This window comes from Methylobacterium komagatae (genome assembly GCF_042661665.1).
Classification (GTDB): Bacteria; Pseudomonadota; Alphaproteobacteria; order Rhizobiales; family Beijerinckiaceae; genus Methylobacterium; species Methylobacterium komagatae.
In genome coordinates this window covers 1508407-1533201 of record NZ_JBHSWN010000001.1, presented here as the reverse complement: position 1 = coordinate 1533201, position 24795 = coordinate 1508407, and the positions used below count along the sequence as shown (strand labels likewise).

The window sequence follows — 24795 nt, the reverse complement described above, 5'->3', positions numbered from 1 at the left end:
GCCAATCGACTTCACGGTATTACGAGAACGGCCGGTCGTCCGGCAGCCGCGCCGCCGCGATCTCCTCAGGCGTCGGATCGCGCAGGGGCCTGATCCCCTCGCGCCATTCCGGTGCGATCAGCCCGAGCCGGGCGAACCCGTCGAGCCAGCCGTCCATCGGCCAGATGCCGTGGCGATCGTGGAAAAGCTGCGCGTTGGCAGCGATGTCGCGAAAATGTTGGAGAGGCGGGTCGAAGGCCGGATGGTGCTGGTGGAAGGCGAGCGGGCCACCCAGGAACAGCACCGGCACATCTGCCGCTTCCGCGCGGAAGGCGAGGTCCGTATCCTCGGCGCCATAACCGGAAAAGCTCTCGTCGAACCCGCCGAGCCTGTCATAGGTCGAGGCTCGCACCGCGAAGGCGAGCGACCAGAACAGGCCGGGCTGCGGCGAGGGAGCGACCCCCGAGACAGGGAAGTGCCGCACCGGGTGGAGATGCCCCGCCGCGATGAGGTCCGCCTCGGTCCAGCCATCATGCACGGCCCCTGCGGGCAGGTAGCGCACCGCGCAGCAGATCAGCCCGTCATGGTCCCGCGCCGCCGCGGAGAGACCCGCGACAAGATCCGCCGAGGGGATGCAATCGACATCGAGGTAGACCAGCACGTCGGCATCGCCCGCCGCGCGGCGCCCCGCATTTCGGGCCGCCGCAAGGGGCAGGCCTTCCCCCGCGAGAAAGACCCGCTCCACGGGAAAGGGCAGAGTTGGGAGAGGCGAATCGTCCCCGCCCATCTCCACGACGATGCAACGATCCGGCGCCTGTCCCCGCCCGAGCCCTTCGAGCAGGCGGGCGAGATGCGCGCCTCTCCCCTTGTTGAGGGTAACGACCGCGATGCTCATTCCGTGATCGCCACGAAGCGCTCGCTCGGCCCGCACAGGCGGTCGATCATCGCGGGCTCCAGGCGGAAGCCGGTCGGATCGTCGTGGATCAGGTCCGTGGTCTGCGATTCGTGGGCATAGACCGCCTTGGCCTTGATAGCGCTGAAGGCGGACACGTCGAGGCGCAGCCCCTGCGGCGCCCCGCCGACCTCCGTCTCCGGCGGCAGGGTCCAACCCCAGACGGGATATTCGTAGGTCCGCACCCCCGGCATCCTAGGCCGGGCCAATCCGACGATGGCGGCGGCGGCCTTGTGATCGCAATGGGGATCGTGCCGCCATGTCACGAACACCGCGCTCGCCACGCAGGCCCGCGCCGCCTCAGCCACGGCCAGAGCGGCCGCCTCGGCCCGGTGGCCGTCGCTCGGCACATGGGCGTCGGGCAAGCGCAGAAAGGTGACGCGCGCAGGGTCCATGCCGAGGACGGCGACGGCGCGGCGGGTCTCGTCCTCGCGCAGCGTCCGCAGTTTCTCCGGCGGGTAGAGGGCGGAATGGGTGTGCGAGCCGCAGCCGTCGCTCACCACCACGAGACGCACATCGCGACCTTCGGCACGGGCGGCGGCGATGAGACCGCCGCAACCGAGGCTCTCGTCATCGGGATGGGGCGCTACCACTACGAGGCCGCCCGGCCCGACCAGCGTGTCCAGGGAAGCCAGCGGCAGGGTATCGGCGGCGGCGAGAAAGGCGTCGGCACGCATCGTGCGGGGTCTCCGGTCCCGGCGGCCCCGGCCGGAACGAACAGCGGGGACCATCGGGCAAACCGGCTGAACGGTGCCTGAGCAGCCCTACCGATCGTTCTCCGTCGTCAGGTTGCCGAGCCGCGTGCCTTCATCGACGCCCCGTGCCTCGCCGAGGCGGACGCCCGGCATGGGTGATTCGGTGAAGACAATGCCCGCCGCCGTGAAGGCGCTGCGCAGCACCTCGATCTGGCCGGAGGGCGAATCGCCGTAGCCGGACTCGAAGGTCTTCACCAAAGATGGGTCGCATCCGGCCTTGTTCGCCAGATCGGCCTCGGACCAAGCGAGCAATCCCCGCGCCGCCCGCGACTGGGCCGGAGTCATCACCAGGGGCACCTCTCCGCTCTGGACGCCTTCGTCGGATCCCGTCACGTCAAACCTCCTGTCAACGTGGTCCACAACGATGCCGGACCGGCAACGTTTCCCTTTCAAGTGGCCCGTGATCATAATTGTGCTGAAATTGAACGTCATGGAGCCCGACGCCGGAATCGCCGGGGGGCGGGACCGGACGGTCCAACCAGCGCGAACGCGCGACAAAGGGGCAGAACGATGAGAGCGGTGCTGATCGCCACGCTGGCCTGTACCGTGATGGCCGCGGGCATCTTCGCCACGGGCGAGGCTCAAGCCCAGATGGGCGGCCAGAGCACGGGCTTCGGTAAGGGCTTTCGCCGTCCCGGTGGCGAAGACGGCAAGAAGCCCCAGTACGTTCCCGGCGCCAAGGCGCAGGAGAAGAACTTCCCGCTCGATTCGACCTGGACCGCCGTGAGCCTGAACGGCAAGCCGTTCGGCGGCAACGACCGTCCGAGCTTCATCGTCGACAAGCAGTACCGCGCCCGCGGCTACGGTGGCTGCAACACCTTCGCGGCCACCGCCTTCCCGCTGCGCGAGCAGCACCTCGCCGTGGGCCCGCTGGCGCTGACCAAGCGTCCCTGCGACAAGTCCATCGCCGCTACCGAGCAGGCGTTCTTCGTCGCCCTGCGCACCGCGGGCGCCTGGGACATCGTCGGGTCGCAGCTCGTGCTGAAGAGCCCGAACGGCGAGCTCAAGTTCGACCGCGCCCTGTAAGAATCTGTTCATAACGCTCACCGAAAGCCGCCGGTCTTCAGGCGGCTTTCAGGGGTGCGGGTATTCTATCTCCCGGTGACAGGGGGGTGGCGTATGCCGGTCGGTTCGGGTTCTGGACAGGCTCATCTTTCCGGGTACGGCCTCGCTCCGGTGCGGTCGGCCGGGCCCAGCGGATTCCATCCCCTCGCCCTGTGGATCGCCGCCGCCGCGCCGGTGGCTGCAACCCTTCTCCTTCTCGTCCGGCTGGCCGCCTGATCCTCACCGGCCGCCCTCGGGCGGACTGCCCAGCGAGTGACCACCATCTCCGACGCCGAATCGAAGCCCGCGGCGCGCGAGCGCGGCTCACGCCTGCTGCTCGGGCTGTTGCCGCCGCTCGTGCTCGCCCTGGGCTGGGAAGGCGGCGTCGATGCGGGGCTGTTCTCCGGCCGCCTGCTGCCGCCACCGAGCCGGATCGCGGCGACCCTCTGGCAACTGGCCGCCTCGGGCGATCTGGCGATGCATGTCCAGGCGACGCTGGTGCGCGTCGGCCTCGGCTTCGCTTTCGGGGCGTTGGCAGGCATCCTGGCGGGCGCCCTCGTCGCCACCCTGCCGCGCCTGCGCTGGTTGATTGATCCGTCCTTGCAGGCCCTGCGGGCCGTGCCCTCCCTCGCCTGGGTCCCGTTGTTCATCCTCTGGTTCGGCATCCTTGAGACGCCGAAGGTGTTGCTGATCGCAGTCGGCGTGTTCTTCCCCGTCTATGTCGGGGTGGCGGGCGCCATCGCCTCGGTGGACCGTAAGCTCGTGGAAGTGGGCCGGGTGTTCCGCCTGTCGAAGGCAGCGCAGGTTCGCCGCATCCTCCTGCCCGCTGTGCTGCCCGCGACCCTCACCGCGCTGCGCACGGGGCTCGGCCTCGGCTTCCTATTCGTCGTGGCGGCGGAACTGATGGGGGCTTCCGAAGGGCTCGGCTACCTGCTGGTCGATGGTCAGCAATTCGGTAAGCCGGATCAGATCATGGCCGCGATCATTACCTTCGCGGTGGTGGGCAAGCTCGCCGATGCGCTGCTCGTCACCCTCACCGGGCCGCTGGTTCGCTGGCAGGATACGGCACGCGATTCGCTCTGATCAGCGCGCGACGCCAGCTTTGGCGGGCTGCTTGGCGCAAGGCTTGGCGGACAGTCGCTCCACCGACTGCCGGGGTTCGGAGGATGTGACCGGGGGAAGAGCTGCGCCAGCGCCGTGGCGACCCCATAGAGGATCGGGTCGGCGCTGGGGCCTTCGCGCGGCGGGCAGATATCGCTCTTGAGCATCAACATGATCCGGTTCTCGCGACGGGTGGCGAACACCGGCCATCACAGCGCTAGAAGACTACGCTGCGACAATGCGGCATACGGAGCTTCGTTGCCCGGCAATTCATGTTTCTTTTGAATATGATGCTTTTTAATCCATCATCAGGCCGAGCCTTGGCCATGTGAGGCAGAACACATCATCCACGGCTGCGAAGGATGATGTCGGCGGGTGGAATCGTGACAGGACACGCGGCGGGCCGGACGGTCATCACCACCGCGCCCCGGCATTGAGCCCGGCATCCTTCGGCGGCGGCGATCTGATCTCGCCCGCAGGCCTGCGCGAAGCAGAAGTGGCCGAGATCCTCGCAGGTGGCGATGAACCGCCCCATGGGCACGGGCCGGTACAAGTCAGCCGCAGGGACAGGCGAGGCGGCGAACAGAGCCGCGAGTCCGAAGACGAGGTTCCAACGGGTCATCGCGCCCTCCTGAGAGGGCTCACTTAGCATTGGCAGGGCGCGCGGACCTGTGCCATTCCCGCGACAGGGAGAGACAAGGCCGTCGGGCCCACCAAGATCGGAGCGCGGCGTGCTCGCCATCGACGACCTGTCCAAGACCTATGCCGACGGTACGCGGGCCCTCGAGCGGATCGCGCTCACCGTGCCGGCGGGGGAGATCCTCGCCCTTGTGGGTGGCTCCGGCTGCGGCAAGACAACCCTACTGCGCTTGATCGCAGGGCTCGATCGGCCCAGCGAAGGCGCCATCACCCTCGACGGGGAAACCATCGCCGGGCCCCATCCCGGCGTCGGGTTGGTGTTCCAGGAACCCCGCCTCCTGCCCTGGCTCGATGTCGCGGCCAATGTCGGCTTCGGCCTGTCCGAGCTGAAGCGCGGTGAGCGGCGCGCAAGGGTGATGCACGCCCTGGAGCGGGTCGGCCTCGCCGAGCATGCCGGGCGGTGGCCCCGCGACCTGTCGGGTGGCCAGCAGCAGCGCGTCTCGATCGCCCGCGCCTTCGTGGCCGAGCCCCGCGTCCTGCTCCTCGACGAACCGTTCTCGGCGCTCGACGCCTTCACCCGCAAGGATCTGCACGGCCATCTGCTCGCCCTCTGGGCCGAGCACCGGCCGACAGTGGTGCTGGTGACCCACGATGTCGGCGAGGCGGTCGCGCTCGCCGACCGGGCGGTGGTGATGCGCCCACGCCCCGGCCGTCTGGACGAGACCCTCCGCATCGCCCTGCCCCGACCGCGCGACCCGGCCTCGCCACAGAGCGAGGCGGCGGTGCGCTCGATCCTCGCGGCCCTCGACCGCTCGCTGAAGCCTGCCCCCGCCCGGGCCGACGCGGCGCCGACGAACGCCAATTGGTGGTAGCCCCCTTCCCGGAGAGATTCGATGCCCCTCTACGCCCTGGACGAGCACATCCCGCAGTTGGCCGAGCCGGACCGCACCTGGATCGCGCCGGACGCGCAGGTGATCGGCCAGGTGCATCTCGGCGTCGATGTGGGGATCTGGTTCGGAGCGGCCCTGCGCGGCGACAACGAGCCGATCCGCATCGGTGATCGCAGCAACGTGCAGGAGGGCGTGATCATGCACGTCGATCCCGGCTTCCCGCTGACCATCGGCGAGGACGTCACGGTGGGCCACGGCGCCATCGTCCATGGCTGCACGATCGGCGACGGCACGCTCATCGGCATGGGCGCGACGATCCTGAACGGGGCAAAGATCGGAAAGGGCAGCCTCGTCGGCGCCAACGCGCTGGTGACGGAGGGCAAGGAATTCCCGGACAACAGCCTGATCGTCGGAGCACCGGCCAAGGCGGTCCGCATCCTCGACGAGGCGGCGATCACAGGCCTGCGGGACGCCGCCCGCCGCTACGTCGAGAACGGCCAGCGGTACAAGAAGGGCCTGCGGCGGGTGGATTGAGAGAGTGGACCCCTCTCCCCGCCCGAAGTCGAACCTGCCCGACTTCGGTTTCCCCGACGGAAATCGGGCGAGCCCGAGGTCCGTCGGGGAGAGGGGTTTGGGTCGCCCTCAGTTCACCTTGGCCTTGACCACCTCGTAGACCTTTTCGGTCAGCGGTCCGGCTTCGGCGAGGATGCCTTCGAGTTCGTCCAAGCGCTCCTGCGCGAAGTCCCGGTCCTCGAGGCCCTTGGCGTTGACGTAGACGTTGAGCGCCGCGCTCTTGAGGCCGGCATAGGCCGAGAGCACGGCCACGCCCGCGTCGGACACGACGTTGAGGTTGCCCTTGTCCGCCGTGATCGCCGCGAGGTCGATCACCGCCCGACAGGCCCGGCAGCAGGAGAGCGGCACGTCGCAGGCTTCCTTGAGCGCCGCCTGGATGGCCTTGCTGCGGGCCTCCTTCTCCTCGTCCGTCCCCTTGGGCAGGCCGTAGGCGCCCATCACGGCGTCGAAGGCCGCGACGTCCTGGGCGATCATGCCGGTGAGGCCCGCGCGCAGGCCCTCGGAACGCGCCAGCACGTCCTTCAGCTCTTCCTCGACCTCGGCATACTTCTTCTTGCCGATGGTCAGGTTGCACACCATCGAGACCAGGGCCGCGCCCATGGCCCCGGAGATGGCCGCCGCTCCGCCGCCGCCCGGGGTGGGGGCGGCGCTGGCGAGTTCCGTCAGGAACGTCTGGATCGAGTCGTTCTCGGGCCGGGCCTTGTCACCCATCACGCCATCTCCTTGGCGAGCGCGTAGATCTCTTCGGCGTCGAACACCTTGTCGGTGCTCTCGAAGAGCTTGCCGATGCAGGCCCGGTGCAGCTTCAGCTTGAGGCCGCCGATGCCGAGCGCGCCGAAGGCCGACTTGCCGTGGCGCTCCTTGCCCTTGTCCATGGCATCGAGGCCGCCGATGCCCGTCGGGGGCTGGGCGTTGTAATCGGCCAGGAACTCCACGGCCGGATCATTGGCCCAGGCCGATTCCGGCAGCAGCTCGACGCCGATGGCGCCCGCCGAGAAAATCAGGTTCTTGCCCTTGGCCAGCGCGATGCGCGACGCCTCGTCCGGCGTGGCGGCGGCGGAGACGTTCACCCCGAAGCGCTTGTTGATGCTGTCGGCGGCGGCCTGGGTCTTGTCGAGGGCGCGGCCCGCGATCACGACCTCGGCGCCCTCGCCCGCGAGCAGGGCGGCCGAGCGCATGCCCACCGGACCGGTGCCCGCGAGCACGACGGCCGTCTTGCCCTTGAGCGAACCGGCGGCCTTCGCCACCAGGGCGACGCCTGCGGCGGCGGTGGTGTTCGAACCGTTGGAATCGAGCATGCAGGAGACGCGGAACGGGCCGAAGAAGCGCTTCTTCACGGCCTCGAACACCGCCTCGCCCTCGGCCATGTTGCCGCCGCCGACGAAGATCGCGGTCGACTTCTTCTCCGAGCCGCCACGGGTGTAGATCGTCCCATCGACATAGGCGCCGACATTGTCCGGCGTGACGTTGCCGTATCCGGTGATGTGATCGGCCCCGCCATCGTAGCCCACCACCACGTCGAAGACGCTGGGGGCGGAATCGGTGTCGAACTGGAACAGCAGCTTTTTCATGAGTGTGCGGGTCCTGATCTTTGATCCGTCGGTGTTCTATGGACGCTCACCGTCTTTGCGAGTGGAGCGAAGCAATCCAGGGCGGTGCTCCCTTCGGGAACGGCCCGCTTCCCTGGATCGCTTCACTGCGTTCGCGATGACGGATGTGGATTACCCCTCGACCACGTTCTGCGGCTTGCCCGCCACGAACGCCTCGACGTTGTCGACGAGTTGATCGGCCAGGATCTGCATGGCCTCCTTGCTCGCCCAGGCGACGTGCGGTGTGACGATGAGGTTCGGCAGGTCCGCGTCGCAGAGGATGTTGCCGTCCTTGGGCGGCTCCTGCGCGACCACGTCGAAGCCTGCGCCGGCGATGGTGCCGTCCTTGAGGGCTTCGAGAAGGGCCGCCTCGTCCACCAGGCCACCGCGGGCGGTGTTGATGAGGATGGCGTTCTTCTTCATCCGCTTCAGTTCGGCGGCGCCGATCAGGCCCTTCGTCTCCGGTGTGAGCGGGACGTGCAGGGTGATGACGTCGGACTGGGTGAGCACCGTCTCGAAGTCGGACAGGCCCTCCTGCGGGAAGGTGTCGTAGGCCAGGATCTTCATGCCCAGGGCCTCGCCGCGCTTGGCGATGGATTTGCCGAGAGCCCCGTAGCCGACGATGCCGAGGGTGGACCCGGCGATGTCGTAGATCGGGTAATCGAAGTAGCAGAACTGGCGCGACTTCGCCCAATCGCCCCGCTTCACCGAATTCGCATACGGAACGATGGCCCGGCGCAGGGCGAACATCAGGCCGACCACGTGCTCGGGCACGGTGTTGAAGGCGTAGTTGCGGATGTTGACGACGGTGATGCCTTGCGCCTTCGCCTGAGCCTTGTCGACCACGTCCGTTCCGGTGGCGGCCACGGCGATCAGCTTGAGATCGGGAAGTTGCTTCAGCACGTCGGCGCGCATCGGCACCTTGTTGATGAGGGCGATCTCGGCACCCTGAAGCCGCGAGACGATGTCCTCCGGCGTCCAGGTCGATTCGTGCTCGACATATTCGTGCTCGAAGCTGAACGGCTTCAGCGTCGCGTCGAGCGATTCCCGGTCGAGGAACACGATCTTCTTCGCCATGGGTCGTCGGCTCCCTCTCCGGCGGCCGGGCGGCGGCCGGGTCTGTTTTAGACGTCTTTTCTTATGGGGGTCCGGCGGAGGGATCGAGCCCTCCGCCGGCCTTCAATCACGCCTTGTGCAGCGGATTTTCGCGCAGGTAGCTCGACGCGGCGGCGACGCCGGAGCCGGGCGTGACCTTCATGCCGCAATCGATCATCGCCATCTCGGCGCCCGCGATGGCGCCCAGCAGTGACAGCTCGTTGAGATCGCCGAGGTGGCCGATGCGGAACACCTTGCCCGCGACTTTGGACAGACCGGCGCCGAGGGAGAGGTTGTACCGCTCATAGGCGTGGCTGATGATCTTGGCCGCATCGACACCCTCCGGCACGACGATCGCCGTGACGGTGTCGGAGTTCCACTTGGGCTCCTTGGCGCAGGGCTTGAGGCCCCAGGCAGCCACGGCCTGACGGGTCGCCTCGGCGAGCACGTGATGGCGGTGGTAGATGTTCTCCATCCCCTCCTCCTTCATCACGGTCAGCGCTTCCTTCAGACCGTAGAGAAGCGGCAGGGCCGGTGTGTAGGGGAAGTAGCCACCCTTGTTCGCGTTGGGCTGGTCGGCCCAGGCGAAATACACGTGGCCGAGACGGTCGTTGCTGCCGCCCTGGCCGCCCTCGGCGACCTTCAGCGCCTTCTGGCTGACGCAGAGCAGGCCGAGGCCGGCCGGTAGCATGAAGCCCTTCTGCGAGCCCGCCACCGCGCAATCGACCTTCCACTCGTCCATCTTGAACGGCAGCGAGCCGATGGAGGAGATGCCGTCGACGAAGAGCAGGGCCGGGTGACCGGCGGCGTCCATCGCCTTGCGCACGGCGCCGATGTCGCTGGTGACGCCGGTCGCGGTCTCGTTGTGGACGACCATCACGGCCTTGATGGCGTGATCCTTGTCGGCGCGCAGCGCCTCGCCGATCTTCTCCGGATCGGCACCGGTGCCCCACTCCTCGTCCTGGACGATCACGTCGAGGCCGAGGCGCTGGGCCATGTCGACCCAGAGGTGGCTGAACTGGCCGAAGCGGGCCGCGACCACCTTGTCACCCCGGCAGAGGGTGTTGGTCAGCGCCGATTCCCAGATACCCGTGCCCGAGGACGGGTAGAGCAGGATCGTGCCGTCGGTCGTGCCGTAGACCATCTTGGCGTCTTGGAAGAGCGGCTTGGCGAGCTCGGGGAAGCTCGGCGAGCGGTGATCCTCGGACTGCACCGACATCGCCCGGATCACCCGGTCGGGAATGGTGGTCGGACCGGGGATGAAAAGGTGGTTGCGACCGGGGCGCCGGGTTGCGGCCATGATGTCTCCTCCGAATGGTTTCGCGCGCGGGATCGGGCCCGGCGCGGGATCTGTCGCGCGTGTCGGGGTTGTAAGCGTCGGGGAATTGCCGGGAAGACCCCGTCCGCCTGCGCGGCCGTTGCCTGCCCTGGACCCTGGGCGCTGCGGAGCGGCAGGCGGCGTGTGCCGCTCGCGTCGCGGCGCTGCCCGCGCCGGTCGCCTCCGATGTGCCGTCCTATCCTCGCGGCGCCGGAATTCGCGCCGCCTTCCCTTCCGCGCTGGCCCCACCGGCGGCCCGGCCGGGGCCGTCGGATCTCATGTATTATGGGTTGGCATCGCTCGAAAGGAAAACCGGAAAATCTTCGGACAAGGGGCAAAAAAATTTGGCGTGCAGTGCAACCTGTCGGCCAGGAAGGTTGAGTCAACGATTTCACGAATGTTGCCGGGTCATGTGACCGGCAGCGTCATCAAAACGAGACGTAATCGCGCTCTGGATCCCCGCGCAACTCGCAGGGAGACCGCCGTGGCAGAGGACGACGACAGGCCGATCCGCGTCCGCACCCTGTTCCTGTCCGATCTGCACCTCGGGACGCGCGGGTGTCAGGCGGGGATGCTGCTGGGCTTCCTGAGGGACTACGATGCGGACACCATCTACCTCGTCGGCGACATCGTCGACGGCTGGCAGCTGAAATCCGGCTGGTACTGGCCGCAAGCCCATAACGACGTGGTGCAGAAGCTCCTGCGCAAGGTCCGCAAGGGGACGCATGTCGTCTACCTGCCGGGCAACCACGACGAGTTCCTGCGCAACTACGTCGGCACGACCTTCGGCGGCATCGAGATCGCCGACACGGCGATCCACGAATCGGCGGACGGACGCCGCTACCTCGTGATCCATGGCGACCAGTTCGACATGGTGATGCGCCACCAGCGCTGGCTCGCCCATCTGGGCGACGGCGCCTACACGCTCGCCCTGTGGCTGAACACGATCCTCAACCGCTTCCGGCGGCGGCTCGGCCTGTCGTACTGGTCGCTGTCGGCCTGGGCCAAGCTGAAGGTGAAGAACGCCGTCAGCTTCATCGGCAAGTTCGAGGAGATCCTGGCCGAGGAGGCCAAGCGCCGGGGGGCGCAGGGGGTCATCTGCGGCCACATCCACCACGCGGCCGACCGGTCCATCGGCGACCTGCGCTACCTCAATACCGGCGATTGGGTCGAATCCTGCACCGGCATCATCGAGCATTACGACGGCCGGATCGAGGTGATCCACTACCCGTCGCTGCTGCGGGCCAAGGAGGCGGAGAATCAGGCGCAGGCCCAGCCCCAGCTTCCGCCAGGGCGGAGAGCCGTCGCGTGAGACTCTTGATCGCGAGCGATGCGTGGCACCCGCAGGTCAACGGCGTGGTGCGCTCCCTCGAACAGATGATGCGGCGGGCGCCCGCCCACGGCTTCGCCGCCTCCATTCTGAGCCCGGCCGAATTCCCGTCCATGCCCCTGCCGGGCTATCCCGAGATCCGCCTCGCCTGCCCGGTCCCGGGGCGCCTCGCCAGCCGGTGGGACGAGGCGGCGCCGACCCATGTGCACATCGCCACGGAGGGGCCGGTGGGCTTCGCCGTACGTCGGCGCTGTCTCGCGCAGAGGCTACCCTTCACCACCAGCTATCACACGCGCTTCCCCGAATATCTCGCCGCCCGCGCGCCCGTGCCGGAGGCGTGGTCCTACGCCTATCTGCGCCGCTTCCACGGGGCCGCGAACGGCACGATGGTGAGCACGAAGAGCCTCCAGAGCGAGTTGGAAGCGCGCGGCTTCGGCCGCATCATGCAATGGACGCGGGGCGTCGACACCGATCTCTTCGCGCCCGCCGTGCCGGGCGCCGCGCTGCCCGCCGCGCTCGCCGGGCTGCCCCGTCCGTTCTTCCTGTTCGTCGGGCGGCTCGCCATCGAGAAGAACGTCGCCGCCTTCCTGGCCCTCGACCTGCCGGGCACCAAGGTGGTGATCGGCGACGGGCCGGACCGCGCGCGGCTGGAGAGCCTCGCCCCGCAGGCGCGGTTCCTCGGCACCCGCACGGGCGCCGACCTCGCTGCGCTCTACGCCGCCTGCGACGTGTTCGTGTTCCCGAGCCTCACCGACACGTTCGGCATCGTGCTGCTGGAAGCCCTGGCCTGCGGCCTGCCCGTGGCGGCCTTTCCCGTGCCCGGCCCCCTCGACGTGATCGGCACGAGCGGCGTCGGCGTGCTCGACCACGACCTGCGCGCGGCGGCCCTGCGGGCGCTGACGATTCCCCGGGCCTCCTGCCGCGAGGATGCCCTGCGCCGGGGCTGGGATGAGAGCGCCCGGCAGTTCTTCGGCAACATCCTCCTCGCCCGCCGCCTCGCCGTACCGCAGGCGGCGTGACGCGGCGCGCTGGAGATGCCAGGAGGGCGCCATGCCGCCCTTCGATCCTGCCCGCGCCCCCAGCTACCCCGCCGTCATCGGCTGCGACGAAGTCGGTCGCGGCGCGCTGAGCGGACCGGTGGTGGTGGCCGCCGTCTGGTTCGACCCCGCCGCGATACCGGCGGACCTGCTCGGCGCACTCGACGACAGCAAGAAGCTGCCCGAACCCACGCGCAACCGCCTCGCCCCACTGATCCGGCGGCACGGGCGCGTCGCCCTCGCAGCGGGCTCGCCCGCCCTGATCGACCGGATCAACATCCGCGCCGCCACCCTCGACGCCATGGCGCGGGCCGTGGCCAAGCTCGGCCTCGACGCGCCGGTCTACGTGGATGGGCGCGACGCCCTCCCCGGGCTGACGGGACGGGCGGTGATCGGCGGCGAGCGGCTGGTGCCGCAGATCGCCGCCGCCTCCATCGTCGCGAAGGTTCTGCGCGACGCCTTCATGCGGCGGCTGGCCCGCGCCCATCCCGGCTACGGTTGGGAGCGCAATGTCGGCTACGGCACCGCCCTCCACCGCCAAGGTCTGGCCACCCTCGGCCGCAGCGCCCACCACCGGGTGAGCTTCACGAAGACGTTCGGGTAGAGCGTCTCAGAACAGGCTGAGCTGCGCCCCCGGCGACCGGAAATCGTCCGTGTTCAGGGCCATGCGCCCGAATGAGAACCCGAGCCTCCTGCCCGCGAGGCGGACCCGCTGGCCGATCATCTCGGCGTAGGGCCCCTCGCCCCGGAAGCGGTGGCCGAAGCGCGAATCGTTCTCCTTGCCGCCACGCGACTGGCGCAACAGCGCGAGGGCGCGCTCTCGGCGCTCGGGGTAATGCTCCGCGAACCAATCGGCCACGAGATCCTTCACCTCGCCGGGCAGGCGCAGCAGAGCGTGACCGATCCGGCTCGCCCCCTGCGCATGGGCAGCCTCCAACACCGATTCGATCTCGTGATCGGTGAGGCCGGGGATGATCGGCGAGATGTTGACCATGACTGGCACCCCCGCATCCGCCAGGGCGCGCATGGCCGCGAGCCGCTTCTCCGGACGCGGCGCGCGGGGATCGAGCCGCCGGGACAGGGCCGGATCGAGGGTCGGCAGGGAGATCGCGACGAGGGCGAGGTTTCGCGCGGCCATCCTCGAGAGAAGATCGAGGTCGCGCAGCACGAGGTCCGATTTCGTGGTCACGCCCACCGGGTGCCGGGCCTCGTCCAGCACCTCCAGCACGGCCCGGGTGAGGCGGTGCTCCCGCTCGATCGGCTGGTAGGGATCGGTGGCGGTGCCGAGCGCGATGGTCTCCGGCCGGTAGCCCGGTGCCGACAACTCCTTCCGCAGCAGCCGCGCCGCCTCCGGCTTGGTGAAAAGGCGCGATTCGAAGTCGAGCCCTGGAGACAGGCCGAGATAGGCGTGGGTCGGCCGCGCGTAGCAATAGATGCAGCCGTGCTCGCAGCCGCGATACGGGTTGACCGAGCGATCGAAGGGGATATCCGGCGAGGTATTCCGGGCGATGATCGAGGCCGTCCGCTCCGGCCGGACCTCCGTCCGCAGGGGCGCGGGCGCCTCGCTCTCCCAGCCATCATCGAAAGCCTCCCGCCGGGCGGTTTCGAACCGGCCACTCGGATTCGCCGTGGCACCCCGCCCCTTCCGGCCCTCGGGCAGGGGCATGCTCTCGGTCAGGCGAAGGGTGATCGGCGAATCTTGACGCATGAAGCCTCGCTGGCCTTAGGAACATAACACGAACGATTTGAGCGAGTCTGCGGAAAATGCGGGCAAACCGAGAGACTTGCGGCCCGTGGCGCGGGAATAGCGTTTCTCCTCGCGCAAAATCGGGTATGCGCCCCGCATGCTCTCCGCCGTGACCCATTTGGACGATCCGGCCGACCCGGACGCGATCGACCGGCTGGCCGACACGCTCAGCGCCCTCGTGTCGGGCGTGGCGGGCGGCCTCGTCGGCGACGCGATCATCGTCGTGCCCCGTGAGGTCCCCGCCGTGGCGACCGTCGCGGAGGCGACCGGCGCGGTGCTGGTGGTGCATACGGGCAATGATCCCTTCGGCGCCGGCGCGGCGATCGCCCGGCGCGACTGGATCTTCTGCCTCGACGCGGGCGACGTGCCCGCCGAGGGCTGGATCCGCACACTCGATCGGTTCGTCGGCATGGCCAAACCCGAGATCGGGATCGGCCGCCTCGACCGCCCCGAGCCCCTGCGCCGTCTCCGTAACCGCCTCGACAGACTGTTCGGCACGCGGACGATCCGGGCTGGGGACGTGGTGCGGCGGGAGGACCTGTCCGGCCGGACGAAGCGGCTGCGGGTCCGCGCCCTGCATGCGCGGATCGACCGGTCCTGAACTGATCATTGGCCGGGCGAAATCTCTTCTCAGAAACCCGTCAAATGTAATTCTCGCGCGCCTCCCTGGCGGAACAGCCCGAAACTTGCTCAGTTGCCGGCAACGATCAGCGCCAAGCCGGCGGCGCCGCTTTTGGGATGACGCCGATGGAAGCTTCCAACCTGATGGCGCGAAAGTCGGTGGACGACATCGTCGCCGGTGGGGAGGCCGAGTCGCAGACCCTGTCGCGCTCGCTGGGGGCGCTCTCCATCACGGCCATGGGTATCGGCGCCATCATCGGCGCGGGCATCTTCGTGCTCACCGGCACGGCCGCCGCGCAATATGCGGGGCCGGGCATCATGCTCTCCTTCGTGCTGGGCGGCATCGCCTGCGCCTTCGTGGGCCTGTGCTACTCGGAAATGGCCGCGCTGATCCCGGTGGCGGGGTCGAGCTACACCTATACCTATGCGACGCTCGGCGAGTTCTTCGCATGGCTGATCGGGTGGGACCTGATCCTCGAATACGCGATGGGCGCGGCGACCGTAGCGGTCGGCTGGTCGGGCTACGTGACGAGCATCCTGAAGGATGTCGGCATCGTCATCCCGGCCCGGTTCGCCCACGCGCCGGGCACCGAGATCGAGGGCGGCGGCACCGCCCTGTTCAACCTGCCCGCCGTGCTGATCGTGGCCGTGCTGACGCTCATGCTGATGCGCGGCACGAAGGAATCGGCCCGGTTCAACAACGTGATGGTGGCGGTGAAGCTCGCCGTGGTGCTCGCCTTCATCGGGCTCGGCTGGAGCTACACCAAATCCGCGAACTGGAGCCCGCTGATCCCCGAGAACGACGGCACCTTCGGCCATTACGGCTACAGCGGCATCCTGCGCGGGGCGGGCGTCGTGTTCTTCGCCTTCATCGGGTTCGATGCGGTCTCGACGGCGGCGCAGGAGGCCAAGCGGCCGCAGAAGGACATGCCCATCGGCATCCTCGGTTCGCTTGCCGTCTGCACGATCCTCTACGTTTTGGTGGCGGCGGTCCTCACCGGCCTCGTCCCGTACAAGGACCTGAACGTGCCCGACCCGATCGCCAAGGGCGTCGACGCCATCGGGATCGGCTGGTTCGGGGCGCTGATCAAGCTCGGCGCCCTCACCGGCCTCACCACGGTGATCCTCGTGCTGCTCTATGGCCAGAGCCGGATCTTCTACACCATGGCCTCGGATGGGCTGCTTCCGAAACTTTTCTCCCACGTTCACCCGACCTACCAGACGCCTTATCGCAGCCAGGCGCTGATCGGCGCCTGCGTCGCGCTGGTGGCTGCATTGGTGCCGATCCACATTCTCGGCGAGATGGTGAGCATCGGCACGCTCGCTGCCTTCTGCCTCGTCTGCGGCGCGGTGATACACCTGCGCCGCACGGAGAAGGGGATGAAGCGCCCCTTCAAGGTTCCGGCCGTGCCGCTGGTGCCGATCCTCGGCATCGGGTTCTGCCTGCTCCTGATGGCGGGCCTGCCCCTCGATACGTGGCTGCGTCTGGTGATCTGGATGGCGCTCGGCCTCGTCGTCTACTTCGTCTACGGGCGGAAGCACTCGGTGCTGCGTAAGAAGAACGGGACGACGGCCTGAGGGCGGGCCTCACCCCCGCCGCAGATGCTCGTCGAGGCGGGGCATGATCTCCACGAAGTTGCACGGCCGGTGTCGGTAATCGAGCTGCTGGCCGAGGATGCCATCCCAGGCGTCCCGGCAGGCGCCGGGGGAGCCCGGCAGCACGAAGATGTAGGTCGCGCCCGCTACGCCCGCCGTCGCCCGCGATTGCAGGGTCGAGGTGCCGATCTTGTCGTAGGAGATGCGGTGGAACACCGCCGAGAAGCCGTCCATCCGCTTCTCGAACAGGGGCTCCAGCGCCTCGGGCGTCACGTCCCGCCCGGTGAAGCCGGTGCCGCCCGTGGTCAGCACCACGTCGACGGCCGGATCAGCGATCCACTGCTCCACCTGCCCCCGGATCCGCGCGACCTCGTCGGGCACGATGGCACGGCCCGCGAGGCGGTGGCCCGCCTCGGTCAGCCGCCCGGCGAGGGTATCGCCCGAGCGGTCATCATCGAGCGAGCGCGTATCGGAGACGGTGAGCACCGCGATCCCCAGGGGGATGAAGCGGCGGGCATCGGAAACGTCGGCCATGGATCAGGGATCTCCCAGTCGTGCCGGGAGATATGGGGCAAGGACGAGTGATCAGTTAGGCCGCGTGTCGTCGCGCGGCCGCTCCGGCGGCGGGCACCGCCATCGGCTCGGGCAGACCGGTCGCCCGCAGGATGCCCTGCGCACCCGCCAGCGCGCCCTCGCGCAGTTCGAGGCCCAGGAACCGGGCGCGCTCGAACGGGCCCGGCATGGCAAGCCCGGCGGCGAGGTCGCCCCGGAAGCCGAAGCGCGTGTAGTACGGCGCATCACCCATGAGCAGGATCGCGCCGTGGCCCAGCGCCTCGGCCCGGCCGATGGCGGCCTGCATCATCACCGAGCCCAGCCCCTGGCCCTGCACCGCCGGATCCACGGCGAGCGGCCCGAGCAGCAGCGCCGGGCAGCCCTCGCCCGCCTCGACGTGCCACAGGCGCAGTGTGCCGACGAGCCGACCCCGGCGAGTCGCGGCGAAGGCGAGGCCGCGCGCGGGCAGGCGCCCCTCGCGCAGGCGCTCGGAGGTCTTGGCCCGGCGGTTGCCGGGAAAGCACACGTCCAGCAGACGCTCGCGCGCCGGGACGTCGTGCGGGAATTCCGCGCGGATCTCGATCATGACCGTCCCCTCCCAGGGTGTTCAGCGGGAGCAGCGACAATCCTCGCGGGCTGGCTTACGGGCCGCCCGTCCGGCACTCGGCAGAAATGAAGTCCGGGGCCTGAACGGTCCCGGAATTCGTGTCGGATCAGATCACGATTTGCTGAAGCGGGGGAAGCCGTTGAAGGCCACTGCCGCGTAGGTCGTGGTGTAAGCGCCCGTGCCTTCGATCAGCACCTTGTCACCGATCGAGAGCGAGACCGGCAGCGGGTAGTGTTGGCGCTCGTAGAGCACGTCGACCGAATCGCAGGTCGGGCCGGCGATCACGCAGGGCTCGGTCCGCTCGCCGTCGTGGCGGGTGCGGATCGGGTAGCGGATCGCCTCGTCCATCGTCTCGGCGAGACCACCGAACTTGCCGATGTCGAGGTAGACCCATCGGACCTCGTCCGCGTCCGTGGACTTCTTCGAGACGAGCACGACTTCGGCCTCGATCATCCCGGCATTGCCGACCATGCCGCGACCCGGCTCGATGATGGTCTCCGGGATGCGGTTGCCGAAATGCTTGGTCAGCGCGCGGAAGATCGCGTCGCCATAGCTCTCCACGCCCGGAACGGCCTTCAGGTACTTCGTCGGGAAGCCGCCGCCGAGGTTGACCATCGACAGGAAGATGCCGCGCTCCGCGCACTCGCGGAAGATCGTCGCGGCCGAGGCCAGCGCCCCGTCCCACGCCTCGGTGTTGCCCTGCTGCGAGCCGACATGGAACGACACGCCGTAGGCCTGGAGGCCCTGGCGGTGGGCGTGCTCCAGCACGTCGGTCGCCATCTCCGGCACGCAGCCGAACTTGCGCGAGAGCGGCCAATCGGCCCCGGCCCCATCGCAGAGGATGCGGCAGAACACCTGCACGGCGCCCGTCTCGAGACCGGCAGCGGCAGCGGCGCGCGCGATCTTCTCGACCTCGGCCTCGCAATCCACCGCGAAGAGGCGGATGCCGAGCGCCATGGCACGGGCGATGCAACGCTCCTTCTTGATCGTGTTGCCGAAGGAGATCCGCTCTGCCGTGGCGCCGGCGGCCAGCACCATCTCGATCTCGGCGACGGAGGCCGTATCGAAGCAGGAGCCCATCTCGGCGAGCAGGCGCAGCACCTCGGGGGCCGGGTTGGCCTTCACCGCGTAGAACACGCGGGTGTCCGGAAGGGAGCGGGCGAAGGCGGTATAATTCTCGCGCACGACATCGAGGTCGAGCACCATCACGGGCCCCTCGTCGCGGCCAAGGTCGCGGCGCACGCGCAGGAAATCGCGGATCCGGTCGGTCATGGTCGGGCTCCCACCACGTCTCGAGAGCGCCCTCTGACGGGGCGCGTTGTCGAAATCAGACGGCTTCGCAGGCCGTCGGCGTCAGGGGGCGATGCACCGCGCGGGACCGGCACGCTTTGGAGACGCGCAAATCCGAGCGGGCGCAGAGCACCCGGAAGCTGCCGTGGATTGGAAGGGAGAATCCCCACCGCACGCCGGGCAAAGAGAAACAAGCCTCTTCGGTGCCGACCTTTGGAGGGTCGGCGAGACCAAAAAGCCCGTTCGTCGTTGCTTTAAGCTGCGTCCCCCGTGGAGAGCGGGGTTCGCCGGTTTCGCCTCCGGCTGCCGGTTGTTGTCGGGGTCCGGTGTTGCCACCTGGATTGCCGGAAGCGGGGGATCCACCCCCACGACCATCGATCCTAAGACCCCTGGCGGCTGTCCGGCAGTTGACCGGATACCCACCAACCGACACGCGGCCACAGGCACGTGCGAAATTGGGCAGGCGGGACATAATCGCCCTCGACCCGGAGGGCAAGACCGAATTGTGCCCTATCCCCAAAATGCAATCGGGCGCAGCAGAGGTGTTGCAGCCGCGCCGCATCCGGGGCATCTCCCTGCGGCAGGCGGGATCCGGCGGACGGGCGATGGCAGGGCCGAGAGAACCGAAGTCGAGACAGACGCGGGCCGCCGCGTGACCGCGCCTCTCCGTGAGATGCCGCCGGTCCGGCCGGTGCCCGTGTTGCGCCCGGCCACCCTCGGCGACCTCGACGCCCTGGTCGCTCTGGAACATGCCGCCTTCGCCACCGACCGCGCCGAGCGCCGGGCGATCCGCCACGCGATCCGCTCCGCCACCATGGATGTGCTGGTCGCGCTGATCGACGGCGACGTGCTGGTGGGCGCCGCCGTGCTGGAGCGCCGGAAAGCGAGCCGCATCGCCCGCCTCGCCTCCATCGCCGTCGCTCCCAACCGGGGCGGGCTCGGTCTCGGTGGAAGCCTGCTCGACGCGGCAGAGGAGACCGCCCGCACCCATGGCTGCGACCGGCTGCGCCTCGAAGTCCGAGCCGATAACGGGGCAGGTATCCGCCTCTACGAACGGCGCGGCTACACCCGCTTCGCCGTGCGGCCGGATTATTATGAGGATGGGATGGAAGCGTGGCGCTACGAGCGCACGCTGTAGGCGCCGCCCCGAAGACGCCCGATTAGGGGATTCTTACGGGGCAGCCGCGACATTCGTTGCGCCGACGCACCGCACGAGTCTCACCCCTTGGCCGTCATCGCCGCCTTCGTCATCAATGCGGGGCTGAACTTCGTCCTCGGCCTGCTGATCGCGAAGCTCCTCGGCCCGGCCGATTTCGGCCGCTTCGCCCTGGCGACGACAGGCGCCATCGTCATCAACACCGTGCTGTTCGAGTGGCTGCGCCTGTCGGCCACGCGCTTCTATTCCGGCCGGGTGCGGGTGGACGAGCCGTGGATCCGCCACGGCCTCGACCGGGCCTATCTCCGCCTCGGCCTGCTGCTCGCCGCGGCCGCCGCCATCTGCGGCGCCTTCGGCTTCGGCCAGGGGGCGGAGGCGCGCGAGGCCGTACTGTGCGGCACCGGGGTCGCCGCACTCGGCATCGGCGTGTTCGACTACCATGCCGCGCTGGCCCGCGCCCGGTTCGACGGCAAGCTCTATCTCGGCCTCGTCGCCTTGAAGAACGTCCTGGCCTTCGTGCTGATGGCGGGGGCCGCGTGGTTCCTGCCGCAGCCCGCCTGGGTGCTCGCGGCGGCCGGGCTCAGCCAGTTCCTCGCCGTCGTCCTGCTGCGGGGCTGGCTGCGCGACCCGGCCGCGACCTTCGAGCGGGCGCGGCTCTCCAGCACCTGGGGCGTGTTCGCCCGCTATGGCCTGCCGTTGATCGCAGCCAACGCCGCCTACCAGCTCCTATCCTTCGTGAACCGGGGCGCGGTGGCGAGCCATGCGGGCTTCGAGGAGGCGGGGTATTTCGCGCTGGCCGCCGACGTGACCTCGCGGGTGCTGACGACCTTGGGCATGGCCCTCGATCTGCTGCTGTTCCAGATCGCGGTCCAGGCGGAAGAACATCACGGCCGGGCGGCGGCAGAGGCGCAGGTGGCGCGCAACGCCGCGATGGTCTTCGCCCTTCTCGCACCCTGCGCGGTCGGCTTCTGGGCGGTGCTGCCCGCGTTGCAGGCCCTCGTCGTTCCGGAGGCGTATCGCGGCCCGTTCGAGACCTACAGCCTCGCGCTCCTGCCCGGCCTGTTCGGCTTCGCGATGATGCTCTACGCGGTGAGCCCCGGCGTGCAGATCCGCCGCCGGACGATGCCGGTGATCGTCGCCGCCCTGGTGGCGCTCGGCCTGAACGGGATCGGCCTTCTGGTCCTGCCCCGAAGCTTCGGCGGGCTCGGCGTGGCGCTGGCGCAGACCCTCGGGCTGACCGGCGCCTGTCTCTGGCTCGGCTGGCGGGTGCTCACCGGGCCTGAGAGACTGACTTTCCCCTGGGGCCAGATCGGTGCGGCGGCTTCGGCCTGCGCGGTGATGGGCCTCGCCCTCGCCCCTTTCCGCGCCCTCCCCCCTACGGCGCTGGCGGTGCTGGTGCCGGTGGGAATGGGCCTCTACGGCGCGCTGGTCTGGGTGTTCGACATTGCGGGACTGCGGACCCAGATCACGGCTCGGCTGCGACCGGCGCGGACGGTGGCCGCAGACTGAAAAGGGCGCCCGAGGCGCCCTTTCGATCGGTCAGTCGATATCCTCGACGGCCTCGCCGCCGCCATAGACGCGCTGGGCGAGGGAGGCTTCCATGAACGGGTCGATATGCCCGTCCAGCACCTCGTCCGGGTCGGTGGACTGGGTGCCCGTGCGCAAATCCTTCACCAGCTGGTACGGCTGGAGCACGTAGGACCGGATTTGATGGCCCCAGCCGATATCGGTCTTGGAAGCCGCCTCGGCGTTGGCCTTCTCCTCGCGCTTCTTCGAGCTCGGCCTCGTAGAGGCGGGCGCGCAGCATGTTCCAGGCGGTCGCCCGGTTCTTGTGCTGCGAGCGCTCCTGCTGACACGCCACCACGATCCCGGTCGGGTTGTGGGTGATGCGCACCGCCGAGTCGGTGGTGTTGACGTGCTGGCCACCCGCGCCGGAGGAGCGGTAGGTATCGATCCGACAGTCCGATTCCTTGATCTCGATCTCGATCCGGTCATCGATCACCGGATAGACCCAGACGCTCGCGAAGCTGGTGTGCCGCCGCGCGTTGGAATCGTAGGGCGAGATCCGCACCAGACGGTGCACGCCGGACTCGGTCTTGAGCCAGCCATAGGCGTTGTGGCCCTTGATCAGGAGCGTGGCGCCCTTGATGCCGGCCTCTTCGCCGTCGGTCCACTCGACGATGTCGACCTTGAACTTCCGCCGCTCGGCCCAGCGGGCATACATGCGCTGGAGCATGTTGGCCCAGTCCTGGCTCTCGGTGCCGCCCGCGCCCGCATGGACTTCGACATAGGTGTCGAAACCGTCGGCTTCGCCGGAGAGCAGCGTCTCGACCTGGCGGCTCGCGGCCTCCTTCTCGACGGCGCGGATCTGCTGCTCGCCCTCGGTGATCGAGGCGGCATCGCCTTCCATCTCACCGAGTTCGATCAGCGTCGCCGCGTCCTCGAGGTCGCGTTCGAGCTTGCGGATGGTCTGGACCGATTCATCGAGCTGCTGCCGCTCGCGCATGACCTTCTGCGCGGCCTCGGCGTCGTTCCACAACTCGGGGTCCTCTGAGCGGGCGTTCAGCTCCGCGAGGCGTTTATCGACTGTATCCCAGTCAAAGATGCCTCCTCAGCAGTCCTATAGACTGCTTGGCGGCATCCGAGGCTTGCTCGATCTCGGCGCGCATCTGGTGTTTCGGTGTGAGGTGTCAGGGCCGGGGTGATACCGGCGGGGCCCGGCAGTGTAAATGGGCGAAGGCGGCTGGCTACGATGGCGCCCATTGCATGAACACGGTGCTGTCGAAGGCGAAGACCGGCTCGTCGCGCTGGTTCACCCCCGTGTTGCGGGCGAAGGCGAGGCCCCAGCCCGGACGCGAGCCGGAGGCACGCTTGTCGGTGAGCTTCGTGGCGAAGCGGATCGTGTCGCCCGCATAGACCGGCCGGATCCAGCGCATGTTCGAGAAGCCGGGGGACGGGCCGGTCTCCGGCACCGGCCCGCGCTCGGCCGTGAAGGCGGCATCGCGGGCGCGCGTGGTCAGCAGGCGGTTCATGTAGGCGCCCGCCGTGTGCCAGCCCGAGGCGCAGAGCCCGCCGAAATGCGTCCGCCGCGCCGCCGCGTCATCCAGATGGAAGGCCTGCGGATCGTAGGCCTTCGCGAAGGCGATGATCGCCTCCGCATCGAAGGCATAGGCCCCGAGGTCGCGGGTGGCGCCGATCTCAAGGTCGCGCAGGAAGGGGAGGATTTCACCCTCGTCCGGCTCTGCGACGGAGGCGGGCTCGCCGATCGTGACCGGACGCGGCGGCAGGGGCTGCGTGCCGGCCCTCGCCAGCATGAAGGTGAAGCGCTGCGTCATCACCGTCTGGTCCCGCCCGTTCTGCAGGGCGAGCTGAGCGTTGACGAAGCCGAGCCCCGGCTTGGTGGATGAATCCCGCAGGCCCGTGATCGTCAGGCTCACCGTCAGCGTATCGCCCGGCAGGACCGGTGCGAGCCAGCGCAACTCGTCGATGCCGGGCGCGCCGAGCGAGGAACCACCCCGGAACGGCCCCTGCTGCAGGAGCCGCATTCCGAGCGCCGCCGTGTGCCAGCCCGAGGCAATCAGCCGGCCGGCGAAGGTTGTCTCCGCCGCCGCCTCGTCGAGGTGGAAGGGCTGGAAGTCGAACTGCCTCGCGAAGGCGACGATGTCGTCGCGACTGACCGTGATCGGCTCGCCGGTCAGCACATCGCCAACGGAGTAATCCTCGAAGGCCAGTTCGGACATCACAAGTCCCGGGGGATCTTTAGTTGGCGAAACGGAAATGCAGCACGTCGCCGTCCTGCACCACGTAATCCTTCCCCTCAAGCCTGAGCTTGCCCGCGTCGCGCGCTCCGGCTTCACCGTTGAGCGCGGTGTAATCCTTGAACGCGATCGTCTCGGCGCGGATGAAGCCCTTCTCGAAATCCGAGTGGATCACGCCCGCCGCGCCGGGGGCGCGGGTGCCCTTCGTGATCGTCCAGGCGCGGGCCTCCTTCGGGCCGACCGTGAAGTAGGTCACAAGGCCGAGCAGATCGTAGCCCGCGCGGATCACCCGGTTGAGGCCGGGCTCGGCGAGGCCGACCGCTTCGAGGAACTCGGCCTGATCGCCCTGCGGCATCACCGCGATCTCGCTCTCGATCTTGGCCGAGACCACCACGGCCACGGCCCCTTCGGCCTTTGCCCGGGCGAAGACGGCCGCGGAATGCGCATTGCCCTTGTCGGCATCGCCCTCGTCCACGTTGCAGACATAGAGGACGGGCTTGGCGGTCATCAGGCCGAGGGTCTGGAACAGCCGCTCCTCCTCGGGCTTGCGCTCCACGAGGCGCGCGGGCTTGCCATCACGCAGGAGCGGCAGAGCGCGGTTCACGAGGTCGAGGGCCTCCTTGGCTTCCTTGTCGGAACCCTTGGCCTTCTTCTCCAAGGCGGTGGCGCGGCGCTCCAGGCTGTCGAGGTCGGCGAGCATCAGCTCGGTCTCGATGGTCTCGATGTCGGCGGCCGGATCGACCTTGCCCTCGACGTGGGTCACGTCCCCGTCCTCGAAGCAGCGCACCACATGGGCGATGGCATCGACCTCGCGGATATTGGCGAGGAACTGGTTGCCGAGCCCTTCGCCCTTCGAGGCGCCGCGCACGAGGCCGGCAATGTCCACGAAGGTCAGGCGGGTCGGGATGATCTCCTTCGAACCAGCGATGCGGGCGAGGTCATCGAGGCGCGGATCGGGCACCGCCACTTCGCCGACATTCGGTTCGATGGTGCAGAAGGGATAGTTCGCCGCCTGCGCCGCCGCCGTCTGCGTCAGCGCGTTGAAGAGGGTCGACTTGCCGACGTTCGGCAGGCCGACGATGCCGCATTTGAAGCCCATGACGTGTCCTAGTGCTCTACGCCGACGGCTTCAGGGCCGACAGTGAAGGGGTTGAGGATCGTGACGC

The 24795-nt window shown here is 68.8% G+C and carries 25 protein-coding genes and 1 pseudogene; 11 read left to right on the top strand and 15 right to left on the bottom strand.

The genetic code is table 11. The features are described 5' to 3' along the window. Nucleotides 1-19: 19 nt before the first annotated feature. From ACFQE0_RS07420 to ACFQE0_RS07410, 3 genes are all read right to left on the bottom strand, one after another. A complete protein-coding gene (locus ACFQE0_RS07420; RefSeq protein ID WP_378968457.1) occupies nucleotides 20-874 on the bottom strand; it encodes a glycosyltransferase family 2 protein in 855 nt (284 codons plus the stop codon). Further along, nucleotides 871-1608 carry a PIG-L deacetylase family protein gene (locus ACFQE0_RS07415; RefSeq protein WP_378968455.1) on the bottom strand — a complete coding sequence of 246 codons (738 nt, stop codon included), beginning with the start codon at nucleotides 1606-1608 and terminating at the stop codon, nucleotides 871-873. Before ACFQE0_RS07415 ends, ACFQE0_RS07420 begins: the two co-directional genes overlap by 4 nt. Nucleotides 1609-1695: 87 nt before the next feature. Further along, nucleotides 1696-2019 (bottom strand): helix-turn-helix domain-containing protein, encoded by a 324-nt coding sequence (locus ACFQE0_RS07410; protein WP_378968453.1) that lies wholly within the window; start codon nucleotides 2017-2019, stop codon nucleotides 1696-1698. A gap of 177 nt (nucleotides 2020-2196) precedes the next feature. Here ACFQE0_RS07410 and ACFQE0_RS07405 point away from each other — a divergent pair, with 177 nt between their 5' ends. Both ACFQE0_RS07405 and ACFQE0_RS07400 read left to right on the top strand, forming a co-directional pair. Then, nucleotides 2197-2712, top strand: a complete 516-nt coding sequence (locus ACFQE0_RS07405) for an META domain-containing protein (RefSeq protein WP_378968451.1) — start codon at nucleotides 2197-2199, stop codon at nucleotides 2710-2712. 291 nt (nucleotides 2713-3003) lie between these two features. Then, nucleotides 3004-3813, top strand: coding sequence for an ABC transporter permease (locus ACFQE0_RS07400; protein WP_378968448.1), 810 nt, complete (start codon nucleotides 3004-3006; stop codon nucleotides 3811-3813). A 361-nt stretch (nucleotides 3814-4174) separates the two neighbouring features. Here the strand turns inward: ACFQE0_RS07400 and ACFQE0_RS07395 are convergent, their stop codons facing one another. Further along, nucleotides 4175-4453, bottom strand: coding sequence for a hypothetical protein (locus ACFQE0_RS07395; protein ID WP_378968446.1), 279 nt, complete (start codon nucleotides 4451-4453; stop codon nucleotides 4175-4177). A 109-nt stretch (nucleotides 4454-4562) separates the two neighbouring features. Here ACFQE0_RS07395 and ACFQE0_RS07390 point away from each other — a divergent pair, with 109 nt between their 5' ends. Next, nucleotides 4563-5342 (top strand): ABC transporter ATP-binding protein, encoded by a 780-nt coding sequence (locus ACFQE0_RS07390; protein ID WP_378968444.1) that lies wholly within the window; start codon nucleotides 4563-4565, stop codon nucleotides 5340-5342. Between the two features lie 21 nt (nucleotides 5343-5363). Beyond that, a complete protein-coding gene (locus tag ACFQE0_RS07385) occupies nucleotides 5364-5894 on the top strand; it encodes a gamma carbonic anhydrase family protein (RefSeq protein WP_378968441.1) in 531 nt (176 codons plus the stop codon). A gap of 108 nt (nucleotides 5895-6002) precedes the next feature. Here the strand turns inward: ACFQE0_RS07385 and fchA are convergent, their stop codons facing one another. From fchA to ACFQE0_RS07365, 4 genes are all read right to left on the bottom strand, one after another. Then, on the bottom strand, nucleotides 6003-6644 hold the full coding sequence (gene fchA / locus ACFQE0_RS07380; protein ID WP_378968439.1) for a methenyltetrahydrofolate cyclohydrolase: 642 nt from the start codon (nucleotides 6642-6644) through the stop codon (nucleotides 6003-6005). Continuing rightward, nucleotides 6644-7504, bottom strand: coding sequence for an NADP-dependent methylenetetrahydromethanopterin/methylenetetrahydrofolate dehydrogenase (locus ACFQE0_RS07375; protein WP_378968437.1), 861 nt, complete (start codon nucleotides 7502-7504; stop codon nucleotides 6644-6646). Before ACFQE0_RS07375 ends, fchA begins: the two co-directional genes overlap by 1 nt. Before the next feature lie 150 nt (nucleotides 7505-7654). Next, nucleotides 7655-8599 carry a D-2-hydroxyacid dehydrogenase gene (locus ACFQE0_RS07370; RefSeq protein ID WP_378968435.1) on the bottom strand — a complete coding sequence of 315 codons (945 nt, stop codon included), beginning with the start codon at nucleotides 8597-8599 and terminating at the stop codon, nucleotides 7655-7657. A 106-nt stretch (nucleotides 8600-8705) separates the two neighbouring features. Beyond that, a complete protein-coding gene (locus ACFQE0_RS07365; protein ID WP_378968432.1) occupies nucleotides 8706-9917 on the bottom strand; it encodes an aminotransferase class V-fold PLP-dependent enzyme in 1212 nt (403 codons plus the stop codon). Nucleotides 9918-10419: 502 nt separating this feature from the next. Between ACFQE0_RS07365 and ACFQE0_RS07360 the strand changes: the two genes are divergently transcribed. From ACFQE0_RS07360 to ACFQE0_RS07350, 3 genes are read left to right on the top strand one after another with little or no spacing between them, the layout of a single operon-like run. Beyond that, entirely contained in the window at nucleotides 10420-11247 is an 828-nt protein-coding gene (locus ACFQE0_RS07360) for a UDP-2,3-diacylglucosamine diphosphatase (RefSeq protein WP_378968430.1), read from the top strand. Beyond that, complete coding sequence (locus ACFQE0_RS07355) at nucleotides 11244-12284, top strand: glycosyltransferase family 4 protein (protein ID WP_378968428.1); 1041 nt, start codon at nucleotides 11244-11246, stop codon at nucleotides 12282-12284. Before ACFQE0_RS07360 ends, ACFQE0_RS07355 begins: the two co-directional genes overlap by 4 nt. Nucleotides 12285-12315: 31 nt before the next feature. Further along, nucleotides 12316-12906: a ribonuclease HII gene (locus ACFQE0_RS07350; protein ID WP_378968426.1), complete on the top strand. Its 591-nt coding sequence runs from the start codon at nucleotides 12316-12318 to the stop codon at nucleotides 12904-12906. A 6-nt stretch (nucleotides 12907-12912) separates the two neighbouring features. Here ACFQE0_RS07350 and ACFQE0_RS07345 read toward each other — a convergent pair whose 3' ends face one another. Next, on the bottom strand, nucleotides 12913-14010 hold the full coding sequence (locus tag ACFQE0_RS07345) for a PA0069 family radical SAM protein (RefSeq protein WP_378968424.1): 1098 nt from the start codon (nucleotides 14008-14010) through the stop codon (nucleotides 12913-12915). Between the two features lie 136 nt (nucleotides 14011-14146). Between ACFQE0_RS07345 and ACFQE0_RS07340 the strand changes: the two genes are divergently transcribed. Both ACFQE0_RS07340 and ACFQE0_RS07335 read left to right on the top strand, forming a co-directional pair. Further along, nucleotides 14147-14650 carry a hypothetical protein gene (locus ACFQE0_RS07340; protein WP_378968422.1) on the top strand — a complete coding sequence of 168 codons (504 nt, stop codon included), beginning with the start codon at nucleotides 14147-14149 and terminating at the stop codon, nucleotides 14648-14650. 146 nt (nucleotides 14651-14796) lie between these two features. Further along, nucleotides 14797-16248 carry an amino acid permease gene (locus tag ACFQE0_RS07335; RefSeq protein ID WP_378968420.1) on the top strand — a complete coding sequence of 484 codons (1452 nt, stop codon included), beginning with the start codon at nucleotides 14797-14799 and terminating at the stop codon, nucleotides 16246-16248. A gap of 9 nt (nucleotides 16249-16257) precedes the next feature. On the opposite strand, the gene moaB is transcribed toward ACFQE0_RS07335, so the two are convergent. The 3 genes from moaB to ACFQE0_RS07320 form a co-directional block, all read right to left on the bottom strand. Further along, entirely contained in the window at nucleotides 16258-16800 is a 543-nt protein-coding gene (gene moaB, locus ACFQE0_RS07330; protein ID WP_378968418.1) for a molybdenum cofactor biosynthesis protein B, read from the bottom strand. Nucleotides 16801-16855: 55 nt separating this feature from the next. Further along, nucleotides 16856-17404, bottom strand: a complete 549-nt coding sequence (locus tag ACFQE0_RS07325; RefSeq protein ID WP_378968416.1) for a GNAT family N-acetyltransferase — start codon at nucleotides 17402-17404, stop codon at nucleotides 16856-16858. Nucleotides 17405-17536: 132 nt separating this feature from the next. Continuing rightward, nucleotides 17537-18697, bottom strand: a complete 1161-nt coding sequence (locus ACFQE0_RS07320; RefSeq protein ID WP_378968413.1) for a type III PLP-dependent enzyme — start codon at nucleotides 18695-18697, stop codon at nucleotides 17537-17539. 691 nt (nucleotides 18698-19388) lie between these two features. On the opposite strand from ACFQE0_RS07320, the gene ACFQE0_RS07315 reads away from it, so the two are divergent. Both ACFQE0_RS07315 and ACFQE0_RS07310 read left to right on the top strand, forming a co-directional pair. Then, nucleotides 19389-19853 (top strand): GNAT family N-acetyltransferase, encoded by a 465-nt coding sequence (locus ACFQE0_RS07315; RefSeq protein ID WP_378975349.1) that lies wholly within the window; start codon nucleotides 19389-19391, stop codon nucleotides 19851-19853. Between the two features lie 87 nt (nucleotides 19854-19940). After that, nucleotides 19941-21380: a lipopolysaccharide biosynthesis protein gene (locus ACFQE0_RS07310; protein ID WP_378968411.1), complete on the top strand. Its 1440-nt coding sequence runs from the start codon at nucleotides 19941-19943 to the stop codon at nucleotides 21378-21380. A gap of 30 nt (nucleotides 21381-21410) precedes the next feature. Here the strand turns inward: ACFQE0_RS07310 and prfB are convergent. The 3 genes and pseudogenes from prfB to ychF form a co-directional block, all read right to left on the bottom strand. After that, nucleotides 21411-22540 (bottom strand): annotated as a pseudogene (gene prfB / locus ACFQE0_RS07305) (peptide chain release factor 2). 78 nt (nucleotides 22541-22618) lie between these two features. Then, a complete protein-coding gene (locus tag ACFQE0_RS07300) occupies nucleotides 22619-23611 on the bottom strand; it encodes a MaoC family dehydratase (protein WP_378968409.1) in 993 nt (330 codons plus the stop codon). Between the two features lie 19 nt (nucleotides 23612-23630). Further along, nucleotides 23631-24728, bottom strand: coding sequence for a redox-regulated ATPase YchF (gene ychF, locus ACFQE0_RS07295; protein WP_378968407.1), 1098 nt, complete (start codon nucleotides 24726-24728; stop codon nucleotides 23631-23633). Between the last annotated feature and the right edge of the window lie 67 nt (nucleotides 24729-24795).

Bases quoted from the DNA above. Each gene is read 5' to 3' on its own strand.
- ACFQE0_RS07420 (WP_378968457.1), bottom strand. From the start codon at position 874: ATGAGCATCGCGGTCGTTACCCTCAACAAGGGGAGAGGCGCGCATCTC.
- ACFQE0_RS07415 (WP_378968455.1), bottom strand. From the start codon at position 1,608: ATGCGTGCCGACGCCTTTCTCGCCGCCGCCGATACCCTGCCGCTGGCT.
- ACFQE0_RS07405 (WP_378968451.1), top strand. From the start codon at position 2,197: ATGAGAGCGGTGCTGATCGCCACGCTGGCCTGTACCGTGATGGCCGCG.
- ACFQE0_RS07395 (WP_378968446.1), bottom strand. From the start codon at position 4,453: ATGACCCGTTGGAACCTCGTCTTCGGACTCGCGGCTCTGTTCGCCGCC.
- ACFQE0_RS07385 (WP_378968441.1), top strand. From the start codon at position 5,364: ATGCCCCTCTACGCCCTGGACGAGCACATCCCGCAGTTGGCCGAGCCG.
- fchA (WP_378968439.1), bottom strand. From the start codon at position 6,644: ATGGGTGACAAGGCCCGGCCCGAGAACGACTCGATCCAGACGTTCCTG.
- ACFQE0_RS07375 (WP_378968437.1), bottom strand. From the start codon at position 7,504: ATGAAAAAGCTGCTGTTCCAGTTCGACACCGATTCCGCCCCCAGCGTC.
- ACFQE0_RS07370 (WP_378968435.1), bottom strand. From the start codon at position 8,599: ATGGCGAAGAAGATCGTGTTCCTCGACCGGGAATCGCTCGACGCGACG.
- ACFQE0_RS07365 (WP_378968432.1), bottom strand. From the start codon at position 9,917: ATGGCCGCAACCCGGCGCCCCGGTCGCAACCACCTTTTCATCCCCGGT.
- ACFQE0_RS07350 (WP_378968426.1), top strand. From the start codon at position 12,316: ATGCCGCCCTTCGATCCTGCCCGCGCCCCCAGCTACCCCGCCGTCATC.
- ACFQE0_RS07345 (WP_378968424.1), bottom strand. From the start codon at position 14,010: ATGCGTCAAGATTCGCCGATCACCCTTCGCCTGACCGAGAGCATGCCC.
- ACFQE0_RS07340 (WP_378968422.1), top strand. From the start codon at position 14,147: ATGCTCTCCGCCGTGACCCATTTGGACGATCCGGCCGACCCGGACGCG.
- ACFQE0_RS07335 (WP_378968420.1), top strand. From the start codon at position 14,797: ATGGAAGCTTCCAACCTGATGGCGCGAAAGTCGGTGGACGACATCGTC.
- moaB (WP_378968418.1), bottom strand. From the start codon at position 16,800: ATGGCCGACGTTTCCGATGCCCGCCGCTTCATCCCCCTGGGGATCGCG.
- ACFQE0_RS07325 (WP_378968416.1), bottom strand. From the start codon at position 17,404: ATGATCGAGATCCGCGCGGAATTCCCGCACGACGTCCCGGCGCGCGAG.
- ACFQE0_RS07320 (WP_378968413.1), bottom strand. From the start codon at position 18,697: ATGACCGACCGGATCCGCGATTTCCTGCGCGTGCGCCGCGACCTTGGC.
- ACFQE0_RS07315 (WP_378975349.1), top strand. From the start codon at position 19,389: ATGCCGCCGGTCCGGCCGGTGCCCGTGTTGCGCCCGGCCACCCTCGGC.
- ACFQE0_RS07300 (WP_378968409.1), bottom strand. From the start codon at position 23,611: ATGTCCGAACTGGCCTTCGAGGATTACTCCGTTGGCGATGTGCTGACC.
- ychF (WP_378968407.1), bottom strand. From the start codon at position 24,728: ATGGGCTTCAAATGCGGCATCGTCGGCCTGCCGAACGTCGGCAAGTCG.